This is a genomic window from Paenibacillus sp. TSM33, from assembly GCF_056099025.1.
Genome location: NZ_JBLZXB010000003.1, coordinates 1 through 21563, shown reverse-complemented (window position 1 = coordinate 21563; position 21563 = coordinate 1). Strand labels below are relative to the sequence as shown.

The 21563-nt window shown below is 48.1% G+C and carries 20 protein-coding genes, 8 tRNA genes and 1 rRNA gene; all 29 read right to left on the bottom strand.

What is annotated here, in order from left to right:
- Position 1: 1 nt before the first annotated feature.
- A complete protein-coding gene (gene rapZ / locus ACN6NF_RS00825; protein ID WP_013368808.1) occupies positions 2 to 901 on the bottom strand; it encodes an RNase adapter RapZ in 900 nt (299 codons plus the stop codon).
- Positions 902 to 963: 62 nt separating this feature from the next.
- Complete coding sequence (locus ACN6NF_RS00820) at positions 964 to 1914, bottom strand: ROK family glucokinase (protein WP_307353696.1); 951 nt, start codon at positions 1912 to 1914, stop codon at positions 964 to 966.
- Positions 1915 to 2319: 405 nt separating this feature from the next.
- On the bottom strand, positions 2320 to 3273 hold the full coding sequence (gene trxB, locus ACN6NF_RS00815; RefSeq protein WP_013368806.1) for a thioredoxin-disulfide reductase: 954 nt from the start codon (positions 3271 to 3273) through the stop codon (positions 2320 to 2322).
- A 39-nt stretch (positions 3274 to 3312) separates the two neighbouring features.
- On the bottom strand, positions 3313 to 5082 hold the full coding sequence (locus tag ACN6NF_RS00810; protein WP_474314296.1) for a tetratricopeptide repeat protein: 1770 nt from the start codon (positions 5080 to 5082) through the stop codon (positions 3313 to 3315).
- Between the two features lie 233 nt (positions 5083 to 5315).
- Positions 5316 to 6140 (bottom strand): histidinol-phosphatase HisJ, encoded by an 825-nt coding sequence (gene hisJ, locus ACN6NF_RS00805; protein ID WP_474314295.1) that lies wholly within the window; start codon positions 6138 to 6140, stop codon positions 5316 to 5318.
- A gap of 36 nt (positions 6141 to 6176) precedes the next feature.
- On the bottom strand, positions 6177 to 6917 hold the full coding sequence (gene hisIE / locus ACN6NF_RS00800; RefSeq protein ID WP_474314293.1) for a bifunctional phosphoribosyl-AMP cyclohydrolase/phosphoribosyl-ATP diphosphatase HisIE: 741 nt from the start codon (positions 6915 to 6917) through the stop codon (positions 6177 to 6179).
- Positions 6914 to 7672: an imidazole glycerol phosphate synthase subunit HisF gene (gene hisF / locus ACN6NF_RS00795; RefSeq protein WP_474314291.1), complete on the bottom strand. Its 759-nt coding sequence runs from the start codon at positions 7670 to 7672 to the stop codon at positions 6914 to 6916. Before hisF ends, hisIE begins: the two co-directional genes overlap by 4 nt.
- 11 nt (positions 7673 to 7683) lie before the next feature.
- Positions 7684 to 8415 (bottom strand): 1-(5-phosphoribosyl)-5-[(5-phosphoribosylamino)methylideneamino]imidazole-4-carboxamide isomerase, encoded by a 732-nt coding sequence (hisA, locus tag ACN6NF_RS00790; protein ID WP_474314290.1) that lies wholly within the window; start codon positions 8413 to 8415, stop codon positions 7684 to 7686.
- A 96-nt stretch (positions 8416 to 8511) separates the two neighbouring features.
- Positions 8512 to 9141 carry an imidazole glycerol phosphate synthase subunit HisH gene (gene hisH / locus ACN6NF_RS00785; protein WP_474314289.1) on the bottom strand — a complete coding sequence of 210 codons (630 nt, stop codon included), beginning with the start codon at positions 9139 to 9141 and terminating at the stop codon, positions 8512 to 8514.
- Between the two features lie 3 nt (positions 9142 to 9144).
- Entirely contained in the window at positions 9145 to 9753 is a 609-nt protein-coding gene (gene hisB / locus ACN6NF_RS00780; protein ID WP_474314288.1) for an imidazoleglycerol-phosphate dehydratase HisB, read from the bottom strand.
- The gene (gene hisD, locus ACN6NF_RS00775) at positions 9737 to 11050 is read right to left on the bottom strand and encodes a histidinol dehydrogenase (protein WP_474314285.1); all 1314 of its coding nucleotides are present in this window, start codon (positions 11048 to 11050) and stop codon (positions 9737 to 9739) included. Before hisD ends, hisB begins: the two co-directional genes overlap by 17 nt.
- 62 nt (positions 11051 to 11112) lie before the next feature.
- Positions 11113 to 11757: an ATP phosphoribosyltransferase gene (gene hisG, locus ACN6NF_RS00770; RefSeq protein ID WP_474314284.1), complete on the bottom strand. Its 645-nt coding sequence runs from the start codon at positions 11755 to 11757 to the stop codon at positions 11113 to 11115.
- Positions 11754 to 12959: an ATP phosphoribosyltransferase regulatory subunit gene (locus ACN6NF_RS00765; RefSeq protein WP_474314282.1), complete on the bottom strand. Its 1206-nt coding sequence runs from the start codon at positions 12957 to 12959 to the stop codon at positions 11754 to 11756. The genes hisG and ACN6NF_RS00765 overlap by 4 nt, the downstream gene beginning before the upstream one ends.
- A gap of 227 nt (positions 12960 to 13186) precedes the next feature.
- The gene (locus ACN6NF_RS00760) at positions 13187 to 14338 is read right to left on the bottom strand and encodes an acyltransferase (RefSeq protein WP_474314280.1); all 1152 of its coding nucleotides are present in this window, start codon (positions 14336 to 14338) and stop codon (positions 13187 to 13189) included.
- 142 nt (positions 14339 to 14480) lie between these two features.
- Complete coding sequence (locus ACN6NF_RS00755) at positions 14481 to 14978, bottom strand: acyltransferase (protein ID WP_474314279.1); 498 nt, start codon at positions 14976 to 14978, stop codon at positions 14481 to 14483.
- Positions 14975 to 15628 (bottom strand): pyrophosphatase PpaX, encoded by a 654-nt coding sequence (ppaX, locus tag ACN6NF_RS00750; RefSeq protein WP_474314277.1) that lies wholly within the window; start codon positions 15626 to 15628, stop codon positions 14975 to 14977. Before ppaX ends, ACN6NF_RS00755 begins: the two co-directional genes overlap by 4 nt.
- Complete coding sequence (gene lgt / locus ACN6NF_RS00745) at positions 15625 to 16680, bottom strand: prolipoprotein diacylglyceryl transferase (protein ID WP_474314274.1); 1056 nt, start codon at positions 16678 to 16680, stop codon at positions 15625 to 15627. Before lgt ends, ppaX begins: the two co-directional genes overlap by 4 nt.
- Before the next feature lie 43 nt (positions 16681 to 16723).
- On the bottom strand, positions 16724 to 17662 hold the full coding sequence (hprK, locus tag ACN6NF_RS00740; RefSeq protein ID WP_016820103.1) for an HPr(Ser) kinase/phosphatase: 939 nt from the start codon (positions 17660 to 17662) through the stop codon (positions 16724 to 16726).
- A gap of 341 nt (positions 17663 to 18003) precedes the next feature.
- Complete coding sequence (locus tag ACN6NF_RS00735) at positions 18004 to 19128, bottom strand: ABC transporter ATP-binding protein (RefSeq protein ID WP_019685783.1); 1125 nt, start codon at positions 19126 to 19128, stop codon at positions 18004 to 18006.
- Between the two features lie 103 nt (positions 19129 to 19231).
- On the bottom strand, positions 19232 to 20374 hold the full coding sequence (locus ACN6NF_RS00730; protein ID WP_474314271.1) for a PucR family transcriptional regulator: 1143 nt from the start codon (positions 20372 to 20374) through the stop codon (positions 19232 to 19234).
- 158 nt (positions 20375 to 20532) lie between these two features.
- Positions 20533 to 20605, bottom strand: a tRNA-Lys gene (locus tag ACN6NF_RS00725).
- A 7-nt stretch (positions 20606 to 20612) separates the two neighbouring features.
- A tRNA-Tyr gene (locus tag ACN6NF_RS00720) sits at positions 20613 to 20698 on the bottom strand.
- Between the two features lie 9 nt (positions 20699 to 20707).
- Positions 20708 to 20780, bottom strand: a tRNA-Phe gene (locus ACN6NF_RS00715).
- Between the two features lie 76 nt (positions 20781 to 20856).
- Positions 20857 to 20933: transfer RNA gene (locus ACN6NF_RS00710), tRNA-Asp, on the bottom strand.
- A gap of 17 nt (positions 20934 to 20950) precedes the next feature.
- Positions 20951 to 21026: transfer RNA gene (locus tag ACN6NF_RS00705), tRNA-Thr, on the bottom strand.
- A 4-nt stretch (positions 21027 to 21030) separates the two neighbouring features.
- Positions 21031 to 21106 (bottom strand) — tRNA-Val (locus ACN6NF_RS00700).
- Positions 21107 to 21116: 10 nt separating this feature from the next.
- Positions 21117 to 21193: transfer RNA gene (locus tag ACN6NF_RS00695), tRNA-Met, on the bottom strand.
- 28 nt (positions 21194 to 21221) lie between these two features.
- Positions 21222 to 21313 (bottom strand) — tRNA-Ser (locus ACN6NF_RS00690).
- Between the two features lie 131 nt (positions 21314 to 21444).
- Positions 21445 to 21563: ribosomal RNA gene (locus ACN6NF_RS00685) — 23S ribosomal RNA — on the bottom strand; the annotation flags it as partial.

Sequence of the window (21563 nt, the reverse complement as noted above, 5' to 3'; positions counted from 1 at the left end):
ATTAATGCCGGTCCCGATCAGCATCTCGATGCGATACAGAAACGGATTCTGTCTCGCTGGCACCCAGCATTTTTCCTAAATACTCCGATATTGCAACTGAACGATGCTTACCTCCAGTACAGCCAATACCGATAATGACCTGGCTTTTACCCTCTTTGCGATACTGCGGAATCAAAAAGTGCAACATATCCAGTAACTTGGTCAGAAACGCCTGAGTCTCCGGCCACTTCATAACATAATCATATACATCGCTATCCTGTCCCGTGTGTGGACGTAGCTGGTCCACATAGTGGGGATTAGGCAGGAAGCGCACATCGAATACAAGATCGGCATCAATGGGAATACCATACTTGAAGCCAAAAGATGTAATGTTCACGGACAGCATACTGCTCTCCAGATGAGAAAATCTCGAGATAATCCTCGCCTTTAAGGTTGCGGGCTTCATCGTACTTGTATCAATAACCTGTGTAGCGGAACTTTTGAGTTCCTCCAACATCTTACGCTCCAAACGAATCCCATCTAAAGGCATACCATCTGGAGCAAGCGGATGCCGTCGACGGCTTTCTTTGTACCGTTGCACAAGAACACCGTCATTCGCATTCAAGAATAAAATTTCACAATGAATCGTAAAATGATCTTTAATATAATTAAGCGATTCCGACAAGGCGGTGAAAAATTCTCGTCCGCGTAAATCAATGACAAGAGCCACTTTGCCTATTTTACCGTTAGACTGCTCAATCAACTCGGCAAATTTGGGAATCAGCACAGGGGGTAAATTATCAACGCAGAAGAAGCCCAAATCTTCAAGGCTCTGCACCGCAATGGTCTTCCCTGCGCCTGACATCCCCGTAATAATAATGAGCGTTGCCCACGGTGCAGCATTTTTTAAATTGTCTGTCATATGGACTTCCCTCTCCTTTTGCTTCTTCGCTCTATTCCAGTATCTGTACTATCAATTGTGGATTAGGAGCGTAGCAGCAACCCTGCAGCCCCTACAATACCCGCGTCATTGCCTAACACCGCTGGTACGATATATACACCTTTTTGAAGCGGTTCAGGCGCCAGCTTGGCGTATACGCGACGCATCTCTTCAAACAAAAAGTCGCCTGCTTTAGAAACACCGCCGCCTATAATAAACAACTCTGGATTAAGCACAGCGGCAACCGCTGCCATCGATTTCCCCAAATAAAAGGCAGCCCGGTTCACGATACGCAGCGCGACTTCATCCCCGGCTTTAGCAGCATCAAATACTTCCTTGGCAGCAATGTGATCTTCCAGCGCCAGCGAGGTCCGGTCGCCACGTTCCACAGCGTCCTTAGCCATACGAATGATGCCTGTCGCGGAAGATACAGTTTCCAAGCAACCCATTTTGCCGCATCCACACTGAATAGCCTCCAGATCAGGTACGACGCTGATATGGCCAATTTCCCCGGCCATGCCCGAAGAGCCTTGGTATATTCTACCATTTATAATAATACCGCCACCTACTCCTGTTCCCAGGGTATAGCATACGCAGTTCTCTATACCTTTGCCCGCACCAGCCCAAGCCTCACCTAGCGCAGCAACATTCGCATCATTGTCTATTTTCACAGGCTTGCCAATCCGATTCTCTAGGAGCGCACGGATCGGCACGTCACGAAAGCCAATATTAGGAGCGAGGACAATAATACCATCACGAACATTCGTAAAACCTGCAACGCCTGCACCGACACCCTTTAGTTGATCCCACTCATAAGGAGATTCCTCAACAATGTGCCGCACATATTTTTCGATATTACTAATGACAACGTCTACACCTTTATCGGTTTCGGTTGGTCCCTCATATGTGTGCAAAAGCTGTCCGTTTTCATTACAAATGCCGACTTTAATCGCGGTACCGCCCAAATCGACACCTACATAGATACTTTCAGACATGTTCCAAGCCACCTTTTATGTTTACTTAAAATCTGGTATGAAATATAGCTTAAAATTGCTGCCTCATCATAGTAATCCTACGTTCCAACTATAATTGAAGCCCCCGTTACGGTCAAGGACACTTACTTGTTGAAAAATGTACGATTAGCTGAACTTTTAACCTCAGACCTCCATAAGAAAAACGTCTGTTGACATACTTTCAAGGAAGCCAGACCACACTTAACGGAAATTTTTCTTGCGATTATAGAATTGTTCAGCTCCGCTGAAAATTTATAAATTCTATAATCATAAAAAGGAGAAAGCCTGTGCAAATGCAGCAGGCTTTCTCTTCCTGAACAAACAATGTGGCTTAACAGAGGGCTCTTAGCCCCTCATATTAGCCACTTTGTATATTATAGACACTCTTTATTGATCCAGTGTTTCGCTCCAGTCGTGGACAGCGCTGCCTTCAAGATACTTCTCGCAATCCATAGCCGCCATACAGCCCGTTCCCGCAGCCGTAATAGCCTGACGATAACGGTTATCCTGCACGTCGCCACAGGCAAAAACACCCGGGATATTCGTTTCTGTCGTGCCTGGCTTCACCTCAATGTAGCCGTGCTCATCGGTATGGATTTGTCCGTTTAGGAAGCCTGTGTTCGGTGTATGCCCAATCGCCACAAACACGCCATCTGCCTCTATCAGCTCATCCTGATTGGTCTCATTATTGTGTACTTTCAAGCCCTTTAAGCCGGTCTCTCCCGTCACAACTTCCAGAGGAGTCCGGTTTAATGCCCAATGTACTTTTTCATTTTCGCGTGCGCGGTCTTGCATAATTTTAGATGCCCGCAATTCGTCGCGACGATGGACCAAGGTTACGCTGGAAGCAAAACGGGTCAAGAAGCTCGCTTCCTCCATGGCCGAATCGCCACCGCCGACCACGATAATCTTTTTCCCACGGAAAAAGAAGCCGTCGCAAGTTGCGCATGTGCTAACTCCGCGACCTACATTGTCCTGCTCACCCGGAATGCCGAGGTATTTGGCGGACGCACCTGTAGCAATAATAACCGACTCCGCCTCAATGATGCCTTTACCCTCTACCTTCACTTTAAAAGGGCGCTTGCTGAAATCGACTTCCTCTACCCAACCGGAAGTAAACTCAGCGCCAAAACGTTCGGCCTGCTTGCGCATGTTATCCATCAGCTCAGGTCCGAGGATACCTTGCTCAAAACCCGGGAAATTTTCAATTTCAGTCGTTGTGGTAAGCTGCCCACCGGGCTGCATTCCTTCAATGATCAGCGGATTCATGTTGGCGCGTGCCAAATAAATAGCGGCTGTGTAGCCTGCAGGACCTGTACCAATAATTATGGATTTATACATACGTTTGTTGCCTCCTTTAAGTGATGTTTGGAGCAGGTCTCAGACCTGCTTTTTAAACGTGGAGAGCGGCTGCTTCAGCTTCTGTTTGATACCACACACGCTGTCAATTTGACGTGCGTAGCGGCTTACGGTCGATACGGAAATACCATAGCGGTCAGCTACTTCCTGATAGGTGACTGAATGATGATGCATTTTGGCTGTCAAATATTCCAGCGCAGCTGCCCATCCCTCAGTATGCTGAACCATCGGGACCTCTGGAGCAAGCCGATCCAGATACTCCTGCCAAAGTGATTTCAAATCATGCTGCATGGCCGGATCGGATGATTTGCTCATGACGGTCAGCACCTTGTCCAGCACAGCCTGCCATTGTGGATCAACTGGCGAAGCAGAGATATCACCTTCGGTTGTATGTGGATCTTTTTCAGCCTCCAACCGCTCAGGATGTTCTGTTTCCGCGTGTGTATGCTGCACATCCTGCTCTGCCAGCTCTTGCAATACTTGCAAAGCACGACGTTTGAGTTCACCCTCCTGATCCGGATCTTCTACGAAGGACTTCAGTGCTTGACGCACCTCGTCATCCCCGATTAGGCTTAACGCCTGAATGACCTGCAGCTGAGTCGCCCGGTCTCCGTGGCGCAAGGCCCAGAAGAAAGATGACCGGATTAGCGGGTCTTTCTTCATACTGTCAGGCACCTGCTCAGCACCAAACTTCTCCCACATGCGGAATTGCTCCTCAAACGGGAGATGATAGTGATAGCTGAGCACTTGTAGTGGTGTACCTTCCTGCTGAAGCTCTTCCAATCTGGATAGGAAAAATCTTGGAACCTCCGAGGAAGCATCCTGCTTTTGCAAGTGACTCCATAACCGCCGGGCTTCCGCATATCTTCCTGTATTGCTGGCAGCCACCGCTGTGTAATGGTACAAAGAAGCGTCCGCATTGTTCTCGCCATTGCCATGAAGCAACCTGCGGAAATGTCTGTAGGCCTCCTCATGGCGTCCGAGAATCCCCATAGTGGTCGCCAGCTTGAACACCTGCTCCTCCTGAAACGGTATAGTGACCGCCAAGGTTTGAACCAGGCGATCCAATTCCGGACCGCCACCTTCGTGCTGATAAAAAATCGCCAAGTTGCACAATGCGTGTAAATTACCTGGCTCATCCTCCAACACTTGAATAATGGTAGCCTTAGCATTTTGGAACAATCCCATGTAGTAATACGCTAGCGCCAGATTATTCCGCGCAGCGAACATATCTGGTTGCTCCTCTGAAATTTGCTTGAGCAGTTGGGCTGCCTGAGCAAACTTTCCTTCTTCCAGCAGAACACGGGCCTGATCATGCTCGACCACTCCCTGCCGGGCCTTAATGCGGTTCAGCTTCGTTGGACGGTCCAGCTCATAATAGAGCAGCTCCATCATTTCCTCGGCTTCATCAAGAAACTGGCCTTCTTCGTCCTCCTCCAGGTACGTAACCAAGGCTTTTTCCGCTTCTTCAAACTGCTCCATATTAGCGTAATTATTCGCCATATAGAAATAACATTCTGTCATCGACGAGTCTACGTCGCTCAGAACAGAGGACAGGATCTCATTCGAACCTGCATAATCCCCCATCTCTGATAATATACCCGCCATATTGCAATGATTCACCGGATTATCCGGTTCATATTCAACGGCTTTGCGAAAATATTTTAATGCCTTGTCATAATGATTGCGATCAAGCGAGCGCACAGCTTTCTCAAAAAAGAAAGATGCGTCGAAACGCAAAGCAATAATCTTAGGGCTAGGTTCCGAAACTCGCAGATGTTTCCCTTTCATAAATAACCAAGGCACCTCCTTTAAAAGTAACTGGCATGTTCATACCCTTCAGTATACCACAACTTCAAAACGACTTGACAGTCGATCCTACCTCATTCCAAAAAACGGTTCCGTACTCGTACCCCGATAGATACATATGCAAAAATACGCAAAATAGCCGAGCGCATTTCCCCTGTATGAAAGGCGCGTTCGGCTATTCACTAGATATAACATTAAGACCCAATAAATAAGTATTATAGCGTCAACGGGACCCGTGAACGTTCACGGTGCTGAAATACGGCTAGCTCGCGATAGCCAACTTCATATAAAAGCGCACGCGCCTTCTCCAAGTGCTCAGCCAGCTTTGCCGGATCATGAGCATCTGAGCCGATGGTCAACGGAATGCCTAGCTTGAAGGCTTCTTCCAGCATGCGTCGGCTCGGAAACATTTCGGCACAGGGTTTGGAAAGCCCCGATGCATTCAGTTCCATGGCCCGACCGCTGCGGGCCACCGCTGAGAGTGCTGAGCGCTCCAATTCACGCAGCTCCTCCTTTTCCTCCGGCTTCGGATGATAGCCGAAACGTTTAATGACATCCAAATGACCCATGATGTCATATAAACCCGTAGCGGCCGCCTTGGAAACCGCATCATAATATGTGCGGTATACCTCCAGCACATTTTTGCCTTCCCAATGGTGTACCTGACGGAAGTCGGTGACATCCCACTCACCGAGAAAGTGGACGGAGCCAATCACATAATCCCATGGGTATGCATGGATGATATCTTCAATTTCGCGTTCCCAGCCCTCGATATAGTCGCCTTCCAAGCCAACACGAATATCAATTTGCCCTTTATAGCGCTCCTTCAGCTCCAAGCATTCTTCCACGTATCGGGGCAGCTCATCCATAGGCATCGCCATTTCTGGATAATAGTTGGCCGGTTCTACATGCAGCAGCGGCATATGATCGGACAAACCGAGCTGATCCAGCCCCAGTCGAATTCCCTGCTGTACGTACTCCTCCAGACTTCCTATCGCATGCCCGCAGCGGGAATGATGCGTATGATAGTCAATTTTCATGTAGCCCTCCCCTTTTCAAACCCTACAATACCCGTCCTAATCACGACGAGGGCGTTCATGACGGCGATTCAGCTCAGCCAGCACGTCATCGAGTGGTAGCTTGCGCTCCTGCAACAGCACCAGCAGGTGATAAATCAGGTCGCTGACCTCCAGGCGCAACTCCTCATTATCTTTATTTTTGGCTGCAATAATCGTCTCGGAGGCTTCTTCGCCAACCTTCTTCAGGATTTTGTCTACGCCTTTATCAAAAAGATAGGTCGTATAGGCTCCTTCAGGACGTGTCTCCTCGCGCTCCTTAATAATTGCCTCCAATTGGACGAGCACCTCAAAGCGGCCTTCTGAAGCATTGGAAATAGCATTAGTACGAGCTTCCAAAGCTTGAGCGCCTGCATTTCCTGCCACAGGTGCTACAGCTGTTCCTGGCACGGAAATATCACGAGAAAAGCAACTCGTTGCGCCTGTATGACAGGCCGGACCGCTCGGAATGACACGCACCAATAGAGCGTCGCCGTCACAATCCAGCTGGATGGAAGAGATCTTTTGCGTATTCCCTGAAGTTGCCCCCTTGTGCCACAGCTCCTGTCTGGAACGAGACCAGAACCAGGTCTCTCCTGACTCCAAAGAAAGTTTCAGCGACTCGCGGTTCATATAGGCCAGCGTCAACACTTGAAGCGTAGCATCATCCTGCACAATCGCCGAGACAAGCCCCGCCTCGTTCCAGCGGACATTATCCAGTATCTGCTCCAGAGATAGCTGTTGGTTCAATTCATTGCTCATCGTATCTCCACTCCTCTGCGCTTCAAATCCCGTTTCAGCTCAGGGATTCCGATTTCTTTATAGTGAAAAATTGTTGCTGCTAATCCAGCATCCGCCTTACCTGACGTAAACACGTCATAGAAATGCTTCTGTTTGCCTGCTCCGCCGGAAGCAATAACTGGAATCCCTACGGTATCCGAAACTGCGGAAGTCAGCGGCAGGTCAAAACCATCCTTGGTTCCGTCTGCATTCATGCTGGTCAGCAGAATCTCACCAGCCCCCAGCTGCTCTGCTTCCTTGGCCCAGGCCAAGGCGCGAATGCCCGATGGCGTGCGGCCTCCGTGCGTGTATACTTCCCATTCGCCCCACGCCTCATTGTACTTGGCATCGATGGCAACAACGATACATTGTGAACCAAAGCTGCGCGCACCTTCCGCAATCAGCTGAGGGTTGCGGATAGCCGCCGTATTTACGCCGATTTTATCAGCACCGGCCCGCAAAATACGTTTCATATCATCGACATGAGATATCCCGCCACCTACGGTGAAAGGAATGGCAATTTCCCCGGCTGTCTGGCGAACTACTTCCTCCATCGTGGCCCGGCCTTCAACCGAAGCAGAAATATCCAGAAATACGATCTCATCCGCCCCTTCCCGGTCATAAAGCGCAGCCAGTTCCACCGGATCACCTGCGTCGCGTAAGTTCACAAAATTAACGCCCTTAACCACCCTGCCATCCTTTACATCCAGACAGGGAATAATACGTTTCGCCAGCATGCCTACTCCCCCTATGCCTTTGCTACAGCTTGTACGGCAACCTGTAAATCAATGCTCCCTGTATACAATGCTTTACCCACAATAGCTCCGCCTACGCCTTCTTTCGCATAAGTACTCAGTGTAATTAGATCATCCATCTTGCTGACACCGCCGGATGCAATCACGGTTCGTCCGCTGCTTTTGGCAAGCGCTGCGATTGCCTCCACATTTGGACCCTGCATCATTCCGTCGCGGGAAATGTCTGTGAAAATAAATGTCTCGGCTCCCTTGGAGGCCAGCTCAACAGCTAATTCATCTGCTCGGACCTCCGAGGTTTCAAGCCACCCACGCGTAGCCACATAGCCATTCCGCGCATCCAGACCGATGGCGATCCGATCACCGTAGGTACCCAATACCGCTTCCGTAAAAGCACGATCCTCAATAGCTGCCGTGCCCAAAATCACCCGGCTCACGCCCAGCGACAACAGCCGTTCCACATGCTTGCGCGTACGTAAGCCTCCGCCCACTTGTACAGGTACTTGCACCGCAGAAGCGATCCGCCCAATGAGCGCATCGTTCACTGGTTGACCTGCTTTGGCACCGTCCAAATCAACCAAATGAATGTAGGAGCCACCCAAGCACTCCCATTCTCGTGCTACTTCCACCGGATTTTCGTTGTATATCGTCTCCTGGTTATAATCACCTTGTACCAGTCGTACACATTTGCCATCGCGAATATCAATCGCCGGGTATATCGTGAACAAAGTTAAGACCCCCTTGTGAGCTATTCAACATCTATATGCCTTTACATCAATCAGCGACCAAAGTTGGCGTACCACCAAATGCAGACTCACGAATCGTTACGCTCGCTTTTTCGCTTCCGCTAGTTCCAAAAACTGACGAAGCAGGCGCATCCCCATTTCTCCGCTTTTCTCCGGATGGAACTGCATGCCGTATACATGACCTCTGCCAACGATAGCTGTTACAGGTCCGCCATAGTCGGTTACTGCCAGCAGGTCACTTTCGACCTCCGGCCTCGCATGATAGGAATGCACAAAATACACATGCCCTTCCTCCAAACCCTGCAATAACGGGTGCTCCGTCTGAGTCATATGCAGACGATTCCAGCCCATATGCGGCACTTTAACGCCCAGATCAGGAGCAAACCGAATGACCTCGCCTGGTAAAATATTAAGTCCTTCGTGAATGCCGTATTCTTCACCGCGAGTGAACAATAGTTGCATTCCCAAACAAACACCAAGCAGCGGTTGTCCAGCACTTGCAACTTCCTGAATTACCCGATCCAATCCGCTGGAACGCAGATGGTCCATCGCGTCCCCGAAGGCCCCTACCCCCGGCAAAATTACACCGCTAGAGGTACGGATCACTTGGGCATCTCCTGTCACTACAGCCTCATAGCCAAGGCGCTCAACCGCCCTGCTCACACTATGCAGATTCCCTCTGCCGTAATCCACAATGGCAATGGACATGGACTACAGCACTCCCTTCGTTGAAGGCACTCCTGTCACTCGCGGATCAATGGAGGTCGCCTCATCCAAAGCACGCCCCAGCGCTTTGAACACCGCCTCAACCATATGGTGGGTATTTTGCCCGTAGTGAACAATGACGTGCAGCGTCATGCGAGCCTCCAATGCAAATTTCCATAGAAATTCATGCACCAGCTCTGTCGAGAAGCTGCCTACCTGCTGAGATGGGTACTCTGCACGATACTCAAAATGAGGTCGATTACTCAGATCAATAACCACCTGCGCGAGCGCCTCATCCATCGGTACAAAGACGCTGGCATAGCGCTTGATGCCTTTTTTATCACCCAATGCTTCCAGCAAGGTTTGCCCCAGACAGATCCCAATGTCCTCGACGGTATGGTGGTCGTCGATATCCACATCCCCTCTGGCCTGTACTTTCAGATCAAATTGGCCGTGCTTGGTGAACAAATCCAGCATGTGATTTAAAAAAGGAACATCCGTTTCAATCTCAGCTTGACCTGTCCCGTCTACTGCAAATGACAGCTGAATGTCTGTTTCGTTCGTTTTCCGACTGACACTGCCTGTACGCCCTGCATTGTTATTTTCGTTCCCCATCGCCATCCACCGCCTTCTTCTCATTGTCCAATCGAACTTGTATCGCCCGTGCGTGACCTTCCAGCCCTTCATGCCGGGCAAGCTGCATAATGGTCTCTCCATTGCGCAGTAGTGCTTCCTTGCTGTAATAGATCATACTCGACTTCTTGATAAAGTCATCAATGTCCACTGGCGAGGAAAAACGCGCCGTTCCATTCGTCGGAATGATGTGGTTAGGTCCGGCAAAATAATCGCCTACCGGCTCCGAGCTGTACGCTCCCAGAAAAATAGCTCCCGCATTTTCAATCATCCCCATATGCTCCATCGGCTGCTCTGTCATGATTTCCAAATGCTCTGGGGCAAGCCGATTGACAATACGGATGCCCTCTTCCAAATTGTCAACGACAATGATGGCTCCGTATGCCTCTACCGACGCAGCAGCAATATCTCTGCGCGGCAACTCCGCCAACTGGCGCTGTACCTCGGCTGATACTTCTTCGGCCAAGCGTTGCGAAGGCGTAACAAGAATGGCTGAGGCCATTTCGTCATGTTCAGCCTGTGAAAGTAGATCAGCCGCTACATAAGAGGGATTCGCTGTGTTGTCAGCCAACACGACAATTTCGCTCGGTCCCGCAATACTGTCGATATCCACTGCACCGTATACCTCTCGCTTCGCCAGCGCCACATAAATGTTGCCAGGACCGCAAATTTTATCGACCGGTTCAATGCTATGTGTCCCGTAGGCAAGAGAGGCAATCGCCTGCGCTCCGCCAACCCTGTATATTTCCGTTACACCAGCCTCTGCCGCAGCTACCAGTGTATAGGGATCGATCCCCGCCTTACCGCCTGTCGCCGGGGGTGTCACCATGACGATCTCCGGTACTCCAGCCACCTGAGCGGGAATGACATTCATTAATACCGAGGATGGATATGCGGCTTTACCACCTGGAACATACACGCCTACACGCTTCAACGGTCGGATGATTTGACCGAGCAAGCTCCCGTCCGGCTGTAAATCCATCCATGAGTTGCGTTTTTGCTTGATGTGAAAGGCGCGAATATGATCCGCCGCTTCTCGAATTGCCTCTATAAATGAAGGCTCTACCTTATCATAGGCCAACTTCAACTCTTCATCTGTCACACGAAGTTGCTCCACCGTCAGCGATACACCATCAAACGCTTCCGTATACCGCAGAACAGCCTCATCCCCCTCTTGACGTACCGATTGAATAATTGTACGCACAGCCTCGTTTTGCTCAGGTGTTCCGTAATCCACCTCTCGTTGGAGGCTGAAATCACGGGCTGCTACGATCTTCATTTATTCATTCCCCCTTACCCGCTGCTTGCTTGCAGAATGCTCCTGAACCTTGCTTCGTTCCTTTAATCCTTCGGTACTACTTCAGTTGGGATCACCTGATGCAATCGATCACACAATGCCTGAATCGGACCATTTTTCATCCGGTAACTGACCCGGTTGGCAATCAAACGACTGGTAATATCCAGTATGCTGATCTGCTCAACCAATCCGTTCTCCCGCAAGGTCTGCCCCGTCTCCACCATATCTACAATGCGATCTGCCAGACCAATTAACGGCGCCAGCTCGATGGAGCCATTCAGCTTAATGACCTCCACCTGTTTACCTTGCTCCCGAAAATACTGGGAAGCCACATTTGGATATTTGGTAGCGACCCGCTGACGAATACCTGGTTGCCAATCGGGTAAAGCAATCACCGACATCCGGCAACGAGCAATCCCCAGATCCAGCAGCTCATATACATCCTTGTTTTCTTCCAGCAAAACATCCTTACCGACAATGCCGATGTCAGCTGCACCGTACTCCACATACGTAGGAACATCGACGGGCTTCGCCATAATAAATTCCATCCCCAGCTCAGGCAGTGGAATGACCAGCTTGCGGGTTTCGTCCACATCCAGTGGAATTGGAACCCCTGCCTGGCGAAACAACTCGGAGGCCTGCTTATAAATCCGTCCCTTCGGCATGGCTACCTTTAATGTTTCCGTCATGGCAATTCCCTCCTTTGTACGGGCTGTCTTCCTTCGGCTGTATAGCTGTATACCTCTGCGTACAGATCCTGCTGCTCACGACGTCGATCTTCCGGCCCTCCCGTGAGTCCTGTCACCACTGTAAAACCCTCTGCACGCAGCTGTGCTGCGGCTGATAGTGCCTCTTGACGTTCCTGCTCGTCATAACGTATAAGTACCGGACGCTTCGTCTCAATTGCAATACCATCCACACCATCGACGATTCGGTTCGTCTTCAATGCGAATCCCGTCGCTGGTACAGATCTCCCAAACTGCTGGAGCAGATTGTCATAACGACCCCCATTGCATACCGGGAACCCGATTTCCGCTGCATAGCCCTCAAAAGTCATTCCTGTATAATATGAAAAATCCCCGATCATAGTAAGATCAATTAGCACATGTTCAGATACGCCGTATGCCTCCAGCACTTCCCACACCTCGCACAAATGTGCAATGGATTGGAGCGTCTGCTGCTCCACACTAAGGCGGGTAGCCTGCTCGCAAATTTCCTTCCCGCCACGCAACCGAAGAATGGCCTCCAGCTTATCCCGATGCTCAGGAGCCAAATCTAAAGCTTCAATCGCCGTTCGGTAGCCCACTACATCACGACTGAGCAACAGTTCTTTTAACGCTTGCTGTTCAGCCTGGCGACCTGGAATAATCTCTTCAAACAACCCGTTCAGGAATCCCACATGCCCCATGGCAATTTTAAAGGACGTAACACCCGCTGCCTGCAATGAGGCAATGGACAAAGCTACAACTTCTGCATCAGCCTCAGGTGAGTCATCGCCTACCAGCTCCACGCCTGTTTGAAAAAACTCTGCCTCTCTTCCCGCCTCTTCCTCAATCGCTCGAAAAACATTGGCGTGATAGGAAAGGCGAAGCGGTACTTCCTCTTCCTTTAGTAACGAAGATACCACCCGTGCAATCGGAGCAGTCATATCAGAACGAAGTACCAACGTAGTCCCCCGGTTGTTGAGCAATTTAAACAGCTTCCGATCAGAAGTAGAACTAGCCACTCCCACCGTATCATAGTATTCCATCGTAGGCGTCATAATCTGACGGTAACCCCAACGCTCCATACATGCGAGTACATTCAGTTCAATGGCCCGCAGCTTCGACACTGCACGTGGAAGATAATCTCGAACCCCTACAGGAATCTCGAATCCTTTTGGCTTAGACATCTCTATCACCTCATGATTTCACAATTTCTTTATCATGGTAAAGTGCTAACAAACTAAAGTATATTCGATATATTATCATGCCCTACTTATGAACGTCAACCAAACGTAGCAGCCCATTTTTATAGCCCGGACAAGTCGCTGCCCCTCTCTATATTTTATCCAATGCAAAATACATGAATCCTAAAAAAAGACTGTCAGCCTTAAGCCAACAGTCCAAGTCAAAGTATTTAGTAGTTTGCCTGTTCATCTTTACTCTGGGATGGAAACTTCGGAACGGTACCCAAACCGATCCATGAAAATGGTACATATCGAAAAAACAACGTCACAATCAGCCATGTTCCAAACAGCGCCAACACCCATCCGCCAGCAACAGAGAAGACATATTCTATGGGTGTACCATGTAAATCCAGTTTGCGATACACTCGTAATAACGCCGGATGAAGTAAATAAATACCGAAAGAACATGCTCCCAGCCAACTGATGAACATTCGCAGTCTATCACTAGTATGACGATATAAAAAAACCGATAACTGAAACAGCACCAATGCAGATACGAGAGCATATGCATTATGTAGCAGTTCATAGACCAGCGAGTCTGCATAAATGGCTTTGCGGTAGGCTACAAACCACACTTGTACATAAACGACCCCCAGTAATAACCAAGTCGCCCACAGGGCCCACCAGCTGATCAATCGACCGCGACCTATTACCGTGCCTGGGACTGGAAAAAACCACTTTTTAAACCCTTCATATCCAATCGCTACAGCGGCACCCAAGGCAAAGTAACTGATATACGTAATCGCAAGGCTTCCTCTCTCCTCTTGCCAAACGTATTTGTTCAGTAGTACAAACCCCCATTGAATGACTAACCCTACTGTCAAAATGACAAATGCTGCTCTCCGCGGACTCGATAACCAATGACGTAAACGCTGCACTCCCCACAACAACAGCGGAAAGACCAAATAAAATTGGATGATGATAATGACATAATACAAATGCGTATACGCTTTTCCCGTTAGCAGCACGAGCGGAAGATCACTAAGTGGCATCAACCCACGTGTCACCAAGGTCAAATAGTACATAAGAGAAAATATAAGGTATGGTAACACAATAAACATCAGTCTTTTTCGAAAAAACAAAAGCATACTCTTTCCACGAAGTGGCCGATCGACATAATTGTAAAATAGAACAAAGCCGCTCACAAAAATAAATACAGGCACTGCAAAGCTGCTAAACATATTTAAAAATAAGAAAGGATAAAACAATAGAGAATGACGCGCATCAATCAAAGCCATTGAAGTTGCATGAATGGTAATGACGGCCGCAATTAATAATCCCCGGTAAATATCAAGCTCTGGTATACGTTCTTTTTTGACCAAATCAACACGCTCCCATATCGCTTTGCAAAAATATTTATTATCAACTTTTAAACATAACCAACATGCATCACCCCACTTATTATACAGAAAAACAGCACAAGAAAGACCCCTTAATATATAAGGGGCCTTTCTTATCATGCTATTACTTCTCATTCACACCAGAGCGTCTTAAATCACGCAATGGATTACCGCCTACAAATGCACCTGCTGGCACATCTTTATGCACAACCGCTCCGGCCGCTATCACAGCTCTGTCACCGATGGTAACACCCGGCAAAATGGTTGTGTTTGCGCCGATCAGCACACGATCCCCGATCACTACTTTACCAATGCGATACTCCTGTATAAGGTATTCATGAGCCAGTATGGTCGTGTTATATCCTATGACCGAATTGTTCCCGATTGTAATATGCTCCGGAAAAAAAACATCCACCATCACCATCAGACCGAAGGCGGCATGTTGCCCAACCTTCATCCCCAGTATTCTGCGGTAAATAACATTTTTCAGTGAAAGCACAGGACAATACCGAGCAATCTGTATAAAAATGAAGTTCTTAATGCCTTTCCAAGGGCTCACCGTCCGATAAATTTGCCACAACGCATTGGGACCTTCTACAGGATAGCGGTTCACCTTTCTCACGATACATTGACACCTTGAAGCTCCAACTTCAGCAAATCCCTCATATCATATAGCATGTAGTCTGGTCCATATTCGCGCAGAGTCTCCTCACCCTTGAGCGACCAGGCCACTCCCGCAGATTTTACACCTGCCGCCTGAGCTGACAAAATATCAAAGGAACTGTCTCCAACCATCAACGTATGTTCCGCTTTAGCATTCAAACCTGCTAAAGCCTTGAGCACTGGCTCCGCGTGAGGCTTCGGATGCTCCACATCGTCTACCGTCACAATATAATCCATAGAGGAAGTCAGATTAAACAGATTAAGTACACGTATCGTGGATGGTCGTATTTTAGTTGTCACAACCCCCAACTTAATTCCTCGTGCACGCAGCTCCTGAATAACCTCAATAACATATGGAAATGGCTTCACCATTTGATCATGATGAATTTGATTATAAGCACGGTAGTCTTTAATTAGCCCTGACACATCCGTTAATCCCGTAAAAGTACGGAGTTGATCGTCCAGCGTTCCCCCCATATGAGGAATAATATGCTCCCGCGTTAGCGGATCAGCATCTGGATGGTTCAAAATGTGTAAAAATGTGCTGATAATCAACTCATTCGTATCCATAATGGTACCGTCTAAATCAAACAAAATTGTATTTATCATAGATGCTCCTTCTTGTCCTCATCCGTGTCTTCCTTAGATAGCTTATCCGCCGTGGCTGTTGGAGAAACCGCATCCTGCCCAGGACGGGACACCTGTTCTGGCGTCACATCAGGTACCTGATCAATCCCCGTCTTGCTGGAGACAATCGGGTCGCTATATCTTGCAACGACCGAGCCCTTTCGACGACGAACCAAGATGAAAATCACGGCAGCTACAATGATGAAAATAGCAAGCAACTGTGAGATCCGTACGTTACCGTAATTCGGGTCCAAGTACCCCGGTTCAAACCCTAGCCATACCATAGGGGACCACAGAGCATTCACAAAGGAAGCCAGCCAGTCCGGCCCCTGAAAGGCCAAGCTGTCCGTCCGCACCCGCTCGATGAAAAAGCGACCAATAGAGTACCAAATGAAGTAAAATGCAAACATTTCACCCGCACGTACAAATTTCATCCGGCGAATCACAAGCAGCAAAATCACGCCAACGATACTCCACAGCGATTCGTACAGGAACGTAGGATGGTGAAACACCCCATTAACATTCATCTGATTCACAATGAAATCCGGTAGATGCAGCTGACTGCGCAAAAAAGTCTCTTCCGTTGGTCCACCGTAAGCCTCTTGATTGACAAAATTACCCCAGCGTCCAATCGCTTGGCCGATTAATAGACCTGGCGCACAAATATCAGCAATACGCCAGAAATTATACCCTTTATAGCGGAAATAAATAACTGCACATATAATGGCACCAATCAAGGCACCATATATCGCGATACCGCCATTCCAAATTTTAAAGATATCCCACAGATTATCCCGGTAGTCTTCCCATTTGAAGGCTACATAATAAATACGCGCTCCAATAATGGCTGATGGAACACCCAGAAGCAGCATATCCATAAAGAATTCCTGCGGAATACCGAATCTTTTTCCCTCACGGATGGCGAGATATAAACCCACAAGCGCCGCCAGCCCCAAAATAAGCCCATACCAATGGACCTTGATTGCCCCGATTGAAAAAGCAATCGGATTCAGCAGTAATGTTGCCGTTGACATATGTTTTCTCTCACTCCTTGTTCTTCCTTGCAACCGAACGACCTTAATCCATCTCTTCCATATCTTCGGAAATCGTAGCGGTCAGCTTGTTTGTAAATTGCAGGGCTGCATTAACGCCCATTTGTTTCAAGCGATAGTTCATGGCCGCCACCTCGATAATAACAGCCAGATTTCGGCCCGGGCGAACTGGAATCGTAACGAGTGGAACATCTGTATCAATAATGCGTGTAGTTTCTTCATCGAGACCAAGACGGTCATACTGCTTGTCCTGTTGCCATGCCTCCAGACGGACAACCAATGTAATCCGCTTATTATTACGAACTGCACCAGCACCAAACAGTGTCATCACATTAATAATACCTACACCACGAATTTCAAGCAGGTGACGAATGAGTTCAGGCGCTGTTCCATGCAACTGAAAGTCGGACGTTTGCCGGATTTCTACGGCATCATCTGCTACCAAGCGATGCCCACGTTTAACAAGTTCCAGTGCTGTTTCACTCTTACCAATTCCACTACTGCCTGTGATCAGCATTCCCACGCCATACACGTCACACAACACGCCATGAATAGTTGCCGTAGGTGCCAGCTTTCTTTCCAGAAAACCTGTGATACGGCTCGATAAAATCGTCGTCGCCATATTGGTTCGCAGTACAGGAATATCTCGCTCTGTGCTTGCCTCCACTAACTCGGCCGGTACCTCCAGGCCACGTGTGATGATAATACATGGAGTCAGCTCTGTACACAAACGCTCCATCCGATCCCGTCGCTCCTCAGGAGGCAGCATACCCAAAAAAGCCAGCTCAGACCTTCCCAAAAGCTGTACCCGCTCCTGTGTATGATATTCAAAATACCCGGCCATCTCCAGGCCTGGGCGATTCAAATCGTCCACGGTGATCAGTCTGCGCAGACCCTTTTCACCGGAAATAACCTCCATTTGGAACTGCTGTACAAGCTCGGATACCTTTACCTGTTTAGCCATTGTATTCTCTCCTCATCTGCAAAAACCGGATTCTATACGCCATTTGATTTATGTAGCATTATTCTATTAACCATACAACCCCACGCAGTCTATACTGAATGAGTCCAAACTTCACTTGATTTATCAATAGGATTCCAGGCTATCTCTATCCCGACAGTTGGAGTCCCCGATCTAGAAGATCTGCCAACGAACCTTATCTGAGCCTAGACCTGCACCATTGTACACCCATCGTATCGGAATTTTCCAATGAATGCAATGCCAAAGCTAGTAGCGGATACGATATACAAAAGAGTCGCAGTTCTCCGCTTGGGAAAACTGCGACTCTCTTCCAGAGGCTGATCTTATTCGCCAACCAGAATGCTCAATTCCGATTCCTTATCAAAAATATGAACTTTGTTCATATCAACAGCCAATTTCGCTTTGACACCATCACGAGTATTGGAACGTCCGTCTACACGAGCAATAATCGTATCATTTCCGGCACCGCTCAGGTACAACAGCATTTCATGACCGAGGTTTTCCGTTACATCCACAGTGGATGTAAAGATCGTGTTCGGAGAAGCCTCCAAGAATACAGGCTCTTCATGAATATCCTCAGGACGGATGCCCAGGATCACTTCTTTGCCAATGTAGCCTTTCGCTTTCAAAATCTGTCCCTTACCTTCAGGTACAAACAGATCCAGACCTGGTGCTGTGAAATGCAATGCACCTTCTTTTTCAACCAGCTTACCCGAGATAAAGTTCATTGTAGGAGAGCCGATAAAACCAGCTACGAACAGATTCACTGGACGGTTGTACAGTTCATCAGGGGATGCAGCTTGTTGAATGATACCATCCTTCATAACTACAATCCGATCACCCATCGTCATGGCTTCAACCTGGTCATGTGTTACATAGATAACGGTCGTTTCCAGACGCTTAGCCAACTTCGTGATCTCCGCACGCATCTGACCACGCAGTTTAGCATCCAAGTTGGACAGTGGCTCATCCATCAAGAAGACTTGTGGGTCACGTACAATCGCACGTCCCAAGGCAACACGCTGACGCTGACCACCTGATAACGCTTTCGGCTTGCGATCCAGCAGATGCTCAATATCAAGGATTTTAGCCGCTTCACGTACACGTTTATCAATTTCTTCCTTTTTAACCTTGCGGAGCTTCAGACCAAAAGCCATGTTTTGGTATACATTCATATGCGGATACAAGGCATAGGATTGGAATACCATCGCGATATCGCGGTCTTTTGGAGCCACGTCGTTCACAACACGATCACCAATGTACAATTTACCGTCTGAGATTTCCTCCAGACCAGCAATCATACGGAGTGTAGTAGATTTCCCACAACCAGAAGGACCAACCAATACGAGAAATTCTTTATCTTGAATGTCCAAATTGACATCAACAACCGTAGCTTTTTCTGCACCCGGATATTTCTTGAAAATATGCTCTAAACGTACGCCAGCCATAGCTTTTGCCTCCCCAAGGTCAAGTTTTGAAATCGAATACATTTTCTACTTGTATCTTACCCTAGTACCCAAAGCCTGGCTATTCGCAAACTGCACAAAAATGCTATTTCCTTTTTGTCACTTTGTACAATAGCAGATATAGTTTGACCAAAACTGCATCATTAAACGTTCGCACGTCCAATCCGGTCTCCTGTTTAATCTTGTCCAAACGGTATATCAACGTATTACGGTGAACATACAGACGCTTGGCTGTCTCACTCACATTACAATCCAGTTGAAAAAAGATATCCAATGTAGCCATCGTTTCTGAGTCTTCCAGTATGACAGATGACTTCATTACCTGCTCCAAAAATAGTACACGTTGTTCCTTGGGAATGCGATTTAACAGTCTCTCCAAATGAAGCTCCCATGAAAGGTGGATATGCTCTGTTACATGAAAAAGCTTGCCAAGATGGATCGTCTCCCATAATAAATTCAGCTCATGGGGAAAGCTTTGCAAAGGGACCGAAGGCTTAGAAATTGCCAAATGGAATACACCGACCCATTCATTCGCGATAAGCTCATATAATCCCAAGCTAAAAGCCGTAAGTACGTCCTCCAGCGGTTCCGCAAAATCTGCCTCTCTGGTCTCATTATCTTTATCCCGTTCATCATCGGCTCCTAATAAAAGCTCCTTTTTAGCGAGAATCAGCCAAGATTGTTCGTCTAATGGAGTAAGCAGCACTTCCCCTCCAAAATAGCTCGCTAACAATCGATGAAGCTGCGTATAGGTAATAGCTCCATCCTGTGTTCCCTCACCATTTAGCAAAAACGGCACCATACACGCTGATAGCGAATCACAAAGCTCCAATTCAGCAGGAACCTCTTCTTCACTGTTTAGGTTGGCAGCCTGCTGTATGAGCCATTGTCCAAAACGATTCATCCGCTCTTCCTCGCTATAGGCTGGGTTGACCGACAAGCGTGGACCATTCTGCCAGACTTGTTCCATGTTCCCCAGTAACGCTTCTATCAACTTCCGTTCTCGATCCGACAAGTATCTGGCTTCTACCGCAAAAGCAGCAAGTTCACCTGCCGACGCACGAAACGGAAAATATAATTTATTCTCACTAACAAACGATCTATCCGGTATGACTGAATCGGCTGTTTCTCCTTCTGCCATCATTTCTGGGCACCAAGGCACTATGGTAAAAGGCGCTTGAATTATATTCTGAAGCTGTTGCTGAATCCATTCTGTATCCAAAGTCACGCGATCACCACTTCACTTTTTTTAGAATATAGATTAACACTAAGCGAACATAATGAACTCATTATAACCCGTCGATACCTTAAAACAAAAAGTTATATAAAAACATAGCTTATAATAATACAAAAAAAAGTCATCAACTTATAGTTGATGACTTCTGATGAGCCATGAAGGACTCGAACCTTCGACACCCTGATTAAAAGTCAGGTGCTCTACCAACTGAGCTAATGGCTCGTAAAACTGGTGGAGGATGATGGATTCGAACCACCGAACCCGTAAGGGAGCAGATTTACAGTCTGATGCGTTTGGCCACTTCGCTAATCCTCCATATAAAAGTGGCTCGGGACGGAATCGAACCGCCGACACGAGGATTTTCAGTCCTCTGCTCTACCGACTGAGCTACCGAGCCATATCCATTGGCAAAAAAATAAAGTGCGGAGGGATACCCCTTCCCACTTTCTACGGCAAAATATTAAGCTGAAAAATGGCGGAACTGACGGGATTCGAACCCGCGATCTCCTGCGTGACAGGCAGGCATGTTAGGCCTCTACACCACAGTTCCCTATATTTTTCAAAAAATGGTGCCGGCGAGAGGACTTGAACCCCCAACCTACTGATTACAAGTCAGTTGCTCTACCAGTTGAGCTACACCGGCACAATGGTGGAGGCTGAGGGGATCGAACCCCCGACCCTCTGCTTGTAAGGCAGATGCTCTCCCAGCTGAGCTAAGCCTCCTGGGTATGTATGGTAGCGGCGGAGGGGATCGAACCCCCGACCTCACGGGTATGAACCGTACGCTCTAGCCAGCTGAGCTACACCGCCATAACATAATTTACTAGCTTGTCCTAAATGGCGGAGAGAGAGGGATTCGAACCCTCGCACCACTTTCGCAGTCTAACCCCTTAGCAGAGGGTCCCCTTATAGCCACTTGGGTATCTCTCCAAATAAACGGACTCGCTTAGTAGTATTCTACAAGATATTCAGATTAACAATAGAGTAATTTTGAATATCAAGCATAATTCCAAGGTATTTCACCCTGAAAACTGGATCCGAAACTCATTGCGTCTTATCTTTAGGATAAGCCCTCGACCGATTAGTATTGGTCAGCTCCATGCATTACTGCACTTCCACCCCCAACCTATCTACCTCGTCGTCTTCAAGGGGTCTTACATACTGGGAAATCTCATCTTGA